Origin of the sequence: Xenorhabdus sp. PB30.3, from assembly GCF_963895965.1 — a bacterium.
Lineage (GTDB): Bacteria > Pseudomonadota > Gammaproteobacteria > Enterobacterales > Enterobacteriaceae > Xenorhabdus > Xenorhabdus stockiae.
Genome location: NZ_CAWQMW010000045.1, coordinates 1 through 6,830, shown reverse-complemented (window position 1 = coordinate 6,830; position 6,830 = coordinate 1). Strand labels below are relative to the sequence as shown.

8 protein-coding genes are annotated in these 6,830 nt (G+C 33.7%); 5 read left to right on the top strand and 3 right to left on the bottom strand.

The window, feature by feature from the left end:
- Positions 1-169: 169 nt before the first annotated feature.
- From AACX38_RS03855 to AACX38_RS03845, 3 genes are all read right to left on the bottom strand, one after another.
- On the bottom strand, positions 170-1,189 hold the full coding sequence (locus tag AACX38_RS03855; RefSeq protein WP_228865769.1) for a hypothetical protein: 1,020 nt from the start codon (positions 1,187-1,189) through the stop codon (positions 170-172).
- Positions 1,190-1,192: 3 nt separating this feature from the next.
- Entirely contained in the window at positions 1,193-2,212 is a 1,020-nt protein-coding gene (locus AACX38_RS03850) for an HD domain-containing protein (protein WP_228865768.1), read from the bottom strand.
- Between the two features lie 597 nt (positions 2,213-2,809).
- Positions 2,810-3,502 (bottom strand): replication initiation protein, encoded by a 693-nt coding sequence (locus AACX38_RS03845; protein ID WP_228865767.1) that lies wholly within the window; start codon positions 3,500-3,502, stop codon positions 2,810-2,812.
- Positions 3,503-4,021: 519 nt separating this feature from the next.
- Between AACX38_RS03845 and AACX38_RS03840 the strand changes: the two genes are divergently transcribed.
- From AACX38_RS03840 to AACX38_RS03820, 5 genes are all read left to right on the top strand, one after another.
- Complete coding sequence (locus AACX38_RS03840; RefSeq protein ID WP_228865766.1) at positions 4,022-4,264, top strand: hypothetical protein; 243 nt, start codon at positions 4,022-4,024, stop codon at positions 4,262-4,264.
- Between the two features lie 60 nt (positions 4,265-4,324).
- The gene (locus tag AACX38_RS03835; protein ID WP_228865765.1) at positions 4,325-4,594 is read left to right on the top strand and encodes a hypothetical protein; all 270 of its coding nucleotides are present in this window, start codon (positions 4,325-4,327) and stop codon (positions 4,592-4,594) included.
- Between the two features lie 233 nt (positions 4,595-4,827).
- Positions 4,828-5,064, top strand: a complete 237-nt coding sequence (locus tag AACX38_RS03830) for a hypothetical protein (RefSeq protein WP_228865764.1) — start codon at positions 4,828-4,830, stop codon at positions 5,062-5,064.
- Positions 5,065-5,558: 494 nt separating this feature from the next.
- On the top strand, positions 5,559-6,197 hold the full coding sequence (locus AACX38_RS03825) for a hypothetical protein (RefSeq protein ID WP_228865763.1): 639 nt from the start codon (positions 5,559-5,561) through the stop codon (positions 6,195-6,197).
- 107 nt (positions 6,198-6,304) lie between these two features.
- Positions 6,305-6,478, top strand: coding sequence for a hypothetical protein (locus AACX38_RS03820; protein ID WP_228865762.1), 174 nt, complete (start codon positions 6,305-6,307; stop codon positions 6,476-6,478).
- Positions 6,479-6,830: the final 352 nt, after the last annotated feature.

Genomic DNA, 6,830 nt, shown 5'->3' with positions numbered 1-6,830 from the left:
ACGTGCCCAAAAAGGATTGTTTAGGGATGAGGCAGGAAAAATCGAAAGATAAGGATTTATAATGAAGGCAACAAACCGCGTTATTTTCAACGCGGTTTGTCAGCAGTCTGAACGGACGAGTATCACAGATACTCGTCCGTTTTACATAGTGGCCTTAGCTGAAGCTGCCTTAGAAAATCAGAGCTTCTAGTATATTATTTTGTTTTTTAGCAATATGAGCTGTTAATGAATATAATTTTTCTGTAAAAAATATACTTTTATCATTAAGTTTTACATATATATCGTAATTTTTCCTGTTATCTTTTGTTATTTTTTCTAATGTGTCTCTATTTTCTTTTTTGCTTATTTCCTCTAAGAAAAGATTATAAAATTCAAATATCTTATTTATATCATAATCTAAAATTGATAACTCGTTATATTTTTGCAATATATTGTATGTTCTCTCCATTACTGGTTTATCTAATACATCCAATAATATCTCTTTCTTTGTTTGTGAACTATTGGAGTACTCTATAAAAGCATGTATTACACTAATAATACCAGAGTAATAAAGGATTTTTCTTGAGAATTTTAATTTTATGTTTCTTAAACCCCATGCTTTATCATTTTCGTCTACTTTAAATTGGAAGTCGGTAGTTATTGTCCTATAATACCTAATAATGTCGTTTATGAGATATCTATCTAAGTAGTGACCACTTGTTGGTTCTAGATATTTACTAATTAACAAATCTCTGTATTTCTTGAATTTTATCTCATTGAACAAATAGGCTCCTTCAAGGAGGAATAACATTCTCCTTGTTAATAATTCATTGCTGTCTTTTTGCCCACCAATGTTTGATGTTATTTCATCTATATTATTTATTGCATCATTACCAAATGTTCCTGTACTACCTGTGTTTTTTGGTACATGTTTTTTTATTACATTGTCTATTTCTAGTTTTTTTTCTAAAATTAATTTTTTATTTTCTTCTGTATCACATATAATGAAGAAATCCATATCTGATTCACATGATGCCTCAACTCGTCCGAATGAACCTGTGGTTATTACACATATGTTATCTTTGAAATCGCAATTATTTAAAACCTTTTCTAAATCTTCCCTTATTGATTTTAGTTTATTAAGTGAGTATTCTTCCAATGAACTTATCTCATTGAATTTTTTAGAATATTCTTTGTATTCAATATGCACTATTTATTCTCCAAATAAATTTAGTTGTTTTTTTTCTACACAAAAATTATGTGATGGTGTCATTTTTTCTTTAGTTTTGGTATTTAAATACCTATTTGGAATATTAAGTTCATTGTTATTTATATAATAATTCCTATTTGTAATTTCAAAGCAATAATCTTTTAATGAATTTTTAATTTCATTATTACGCAACCTTTTAAATAAATTTTTAAATTTATATTTCCATTTTTCTTCATTTGAGAACAACATACTTTCATGAATGCTGTTTTCAATGAAAAAAAACTCACTTATCTTGTCTGGTATTATCCCAAAATTATTATTTATCATATTTTTGTAAACAAAATCTTTTGTTTTCCAAAAGTTATCCAATATTCCAATTCTTAAATTTTCTTCATCCAAAAAAGAAGCGCTAGCAATGTTTAGTCTATTTAGTGATATTATTGAATTTAGATTTTTATACTCTAAACATCTAATTATACCATCTATTGTATCTATATTTATTTGGCTTGAAAATAAATCAGACCCGTTATTTTTGTCTTTGTCTTTTGTATTTAATAAATAGAATATATATTCTATATCAAATTTATTTTTTAAATTTTCATTTAGATTTTTTAGTTTTTTAACTTCACCATTAATAATTTGATTCCCTATTTCATGATGGCCTATTCCAAATATTTTTTTTATTGTTGGTTCTGCACTATGAGAAAGAGGTAAATGGCCTATGTCATGTAATAACGCAGCGGCAACTATATTTTTAGTCGTTTCTTCAGAATAATTTCTTTTCACTGAAATATAGAATGATAGTGCAGCAACGTATAGCGAGTGTTCATGTCTTGTTCTTCTGCTTTTATTTAAAATATACTGTTTTTCACTATAATCTATAGCTCCAAGAAATGAAATATCTTGTAATCGGGTAAAAGCATCGGAATAGATTATCTCTTTAAAAGAGTAGCTATTTATTAGATGTCTAACAATTTCTTGTATTGTAACATCATTATTTATAATTTTTTTCTCTATAGACATATCGATTCTATCTTTTATCGTTAGTTAACCTTTATGTATATTAGCATTTTCTCTCAAATTTAAAATGATTAAGCAAAAGTTCTTAATGTTATTGAATGAAGGTAAAGGTTGCAATATTGTTAGACTAGCTGCCTTTAGTCTTTCATATAAATTTAATTTAATAAGGGACTTAAACTAACTGGTTCTTCCGTTCTCAATTGGTCAAAAATTTCTCTTTCCACTGTAACTCATTTGTTATTCATAGTGGCTTGGGGTTCAGGGCTAAAGTGAGTCATTTTTTCCAGAATTTCCATGGTTTTTTCTGTCATTAGATAAATATTTTCTTGTTCTAAACGTTGAATTTTGTATTGTAGTACATGTAGTTCTAATGATTTATCTACTGTATTTGCTATATGTGTTAAGGTGTCACTGCGTATAGTTTGTGTTTTTTAAATTACCCAAAGAATCTAATGAATTCATATGTATTTATGTTTCTTTGCCTTATTAGGATCTGTAGTCGTAAATAGCGTACCCTGTTTGATATACTTGTGTAGCGTGCTTCTAGCTTTCCCTGTTAGTTTTTCTGCTTCACTAATTGATACTAGAGCCATAATTGTTCTATAAAGACATTTTTATTTGCTGATCTTCTTTAAAACGAAAGTGTAGCGCAAATACACTACGACCTTTTTTTACTGTATCAACAGATACAAAAAGATTACTTTTTTGATTCAACTCTTTTATTGCAGGTTTGATCACCCACTGATTTAGTGATTTGAAGCTAGAATATTTACTTTCATCTAAACCTAGCATTGAACGAAAATCAGCAACGTGAATTAATCTGTCACCAACCACCTTAAACTGCATTAATAACTCGTATAAACGGATGCTATACACACTTTTCAAAGTTGATACATTCTTGATTACTATTTTAGTAAATTGGCCTTTAAGTTGAGTTAGATAGGGCATAATTGAGTCAGCAAAGACTATTTCAATTTTTCCCTCACCATCAAAATATTCTGCTTCCTCCTGAATCCAGCGAATCCGTCTTCTTTCTTGGTTGTTCTGGATGTATATCCAACGTTCAGCCAACTTATCTATAGCTTCTTTTAAGTGACGTTCAGCGTTACTTTTTCCCATATCAGGAAAAGCCAAGTAAAAATCATTAGATCCAACTTGAAATGTTTTTTGGGGTGTTTGATCTTGGGGATTCAACTTACCAATACACATAAGTAATAATCGTTGTTCTTGTAAGGTTAATTTATAGCTAGCCTCAATCAATGCATTTGATTTATACGCTACTAATTCAGACATTTAATTACCCTCCATAATGGAATAGATAAAAAATTAATCTATCCTCAAAAAAAAGGCAAGTTATTTATTTTTACTATGCTTATATTGTGAATTCTACCGTAATTTTCTATGCCCATTACCGTAATTTTCTATGCCCATTACCGTAATTTTCTATGCCCATTACCGTAATTTTCTATGCCCATTGTTGTATTTGAATATAATTATCAATGAATTATGAGAGCATAAAACAAGAATAAAAACAAAAAACAAGTTTAAAAAGAAAACCTTTGTGTATAACTTAGCTTTTTTTGTCAAATTCATCACATTCAACTACCTAAAGGAACAACCCCAGTTAGTGAACACATAAGAAATGCAAGCTAAGGCCGCCTTCCCCCAGGATTCGCAAATTGCTGGCGCTAGGCATTAGAAAATTTATCGTGCTTGCCGCAGGGTTCTTTTGTCTTCGACCACCCAGCTTTTGAGTCACAGACAGATCGCAAAAAGACAGCTTAGTAGGAATGAGGGGGTTCGCGTTCCCTGATGAAATCCCCTCTTGTATCGGCGGGGAAAAAACGGCTATCCCAGTTACATTGGATGAACCGCCTTTCATGCCCTAAAGGGCATCTAAAACTCATTCCTTCCGGTGGCTGGTCAGCTCCAGAAACCACGGCGGACTTGGTTGAGTATTTCAGTGTTTCAGACACAGCACCGCTAAGCTGTTCGACTGTCAGGTTAGCAAGGCGTCTCCTCACTTTTGGGTTTGACCATCCGAATAGATATTAGGATCGTCATCAAGCTGCCTAAAATCGACGCAGAGCAAATAACCGCTTGTCATGAAGATCTATGGATGATCTAATAGCAAAACGCCCCAGAGTGCAATCTGAGGCGCTTCTATCACATAAACCTGTAAGAGAGGTCTACATGAATACCTGCGACTCTAGCACGTATCCTCCAGTTGCTCATCATGAAAATATCGTAAAGGCGTTTTGCGAATATGCGACCGTTCTTCCTGAAAGCCATGAACAAAAATGTCTGATGCTCTTGTTGGCAGACAGTCTGAAAGACAGTTTTAATGCGATGAGAGATTACCTTCTTAGCGATGAAGATATCTGAGGGATAGCCGTTTTTTCCCCGCCGATACAAGAGGGGATTTCATCAGGGAACGCGAACCCCCTCATTCCTACTAAGCTGTCTTTTTGCGATCTGTCTGTGACTCAAAAGCTGGGCGGTCGAAGACAAAAGAATCTTATAGCGGGGGAAATAAATAAATTTTTAATTAAACTTCGGAAATACATATTATTTAATTCGATATGATTAAATCTCAATTTATTTTTTCAGAGTGACTTATGGATACGAATGATAGAACGGTTATTATTCCGGTAAAGGAATGGGTTTGGACAATAATTTTAGTAATGATTCCGCTTGTTAACTTGGTGTTTTTAACCTATTGGAGCTTTTCAAAAAGCACGAATATAAATAAAAAGAATTACGCTATTGCTAATTGGATAATTGCACTTTTTACGTTGGTGCTTTATGCGATTTTAATTATTGTATATGAATCCGGCTCTGCTTCTCGTAGCTGATGAAACTATCTCTCTAAATTTGCTCCGAAATGACTTTGCGTAAGAATTCTAAATTCTTAGAATTTAGAATGTGCAGTATTACTAACACTGCACATTTTTCTTTGAGATTACTTAGGCTTTACCGCCCTGAATGACGCTGAGACCGTTTTTAAGGGCTGTTCCTTTCAAACCGAATTGCGGGTTTAGTCTATAAGTTTTGCTGCGGCCGATTTTAGGGCCTTCAAGGATATGCCGCTCCCTAATCCAATCTTGCGGCGAGCGTTGTGGATAATCTGGCTGGCAATATCTTTAAGTTTCTTTTCGACCTGGACAATGACATGCCTCATGCCTGATAGGGTGTGAGGGGGGCTAGAATCGACGCAGAGTAATCAATCTTTGTCATGAAGATCTACAGGTGATCTAATAGTAAAACGGCTCAGAGCTCAATCCGAGGCGTTTCTATCACATAACCCGTATAATGGATTGAGTGTTATTCGTGGGGGAGAATTGATTAGATGAACATTGGGCATAGATCTGGGTATAGATCTGATTATTCAGATTACCTTTACCACTGGATAAAAACCACTACTAGGTTTACAGATAAAAATAAGGCTTTTGATATTGCATTTGAAACTATGAAATCAATCATAGATAGTGGTTTTATATGCTCTGGTGCATACCTTGATAATAAATCCAAAAATAAGTGCATAAGTTTTACTGAGTCAGTACTAGATGAAATTAATGTTGATAAATCATTGTATCAACCTTTTGGCTTTCAATTTAAAAAATCACGAGTATTTGATTTAGGTGGCAGGCACGCTATCTACTCTCCAAGTCATGAGAAAAACGAGTTAGGTACTCATCAGTGGAGATTTGTTAAGTTTGACCTAAATGATAAAACCAATTGGCATGATTTTTCTTGGGAACGAGAATGGCGCTTAAACGAAGAGTCCATATCAATTTTAGAACATTGTACCGGCATCTATGTTCCAAACGAGTATTATCAACAGAAAGCAATAGAATTACTTTCTGATATAACTTTGTGTAATGCTTACAGTAACAGCGTTTTCTACGATTGGTGGGGACTTTCACAAGAGGTATCTGACTTCTGTGGCGAAATCGAAAAAAAAATTAAAATTACAAAAATTACATAACTCATTCTAGCCTAGAAAGGCGATTATTTAGTTTATATTCTAGAGCATCCACTGAAGAATTGAGAACCCTCCTTTTAAAGTTAGACCGTCAATGAGTTGAGAAAATTATGAGAGCAGATTTGTTTCAACAGTTGCTGAGTGGTGTAAAAGAAATGGTGGCAATTGATAACGGTGAGTTGCAACCCGATCCTTCTCGTGTTCATCGCCATGTTGTTCCTGATGCTGATTTTGAATTGACGAAAAACCGTTTCAAGGTTGCGAAAAATTTGAAAAAAAAGTGACAGTGAAATTCGGGGAAAAATAGGGGTCAAATACGGGACAAGATGTGATTTGTAGCACCGCCGACACACCATCGTTGTTACAAATCATCTTGGTCAGGGTAAACCCCGACACCCCCGCGAGACTATTTTTCTGACGAAATTGAAAGGGAAATACACTGGAAGGAATGAATTTTAGATGTCCGTTAGGACATGGAAGGCTCTGATGCTATTAAACGGACGAGTATCACAGATACTCGTCCGTTCAGATTACTGACAAAGTGCTGGTTTTTTATCCGGCACTTTGATTTAATCAAATTCCGTTCACCCGACGGAGCTTGCCGCCATGTTAAGAATACCCCCTCCCCAGACTTTC

Bases quoted from the DNA above. Each gene is read 5' to 3' on its own strand.
- AACX38_RS03840 (WP_228865766.1), top strand. From the start codon at position 4,022: ATGAAATCCCCTCTTGTATCGGCGGGGAAAAAACGGCTATCCCAGTTA.
- AACX38_RS03845 (WP_228865767.1), bottom strand. From the start codon at position 3,502: ATGTCTGAATTAGTAGCGTATAAATCAAATGCATTGATTGAGGCTAGC.
- AACX38_RS03850 (WP_228865768.1), bottom strand. From the start codon at position 2,212: ATGTCTATAGAGAAAAAAATTATAAATAATGATGTTACAATACAAGAA.
- AACX38_RS03835 (WP_228865765.1), top strand. From the start codon at position 4,325: ATGGATGATCTAATAGCAAAACGCCCCAGAGTGCAATCTGAGGCGCTT.
- AACX38_RS03825 (WP_228865763.1), top strand. From the start codon at position 5,559: ATGAACATTGGGCATAGATCTGGGTATAGATCTGATTATTCAGATTAC.
- AACX38_RS03830 (WP_228865764.1), top strand. From the start codon at position 4,828: ATGGATACGAATGATAGAACGGTTATTATTCCGGTAAAGGAATGGGTT.
- AACX38_RS03820 (WP_228865762.1), top strand. From the start codon at position 6,305: ATGAGAGCAGATTTGTTTCAACAGTTGCTGAGTGGTGTAAAAGAAATG.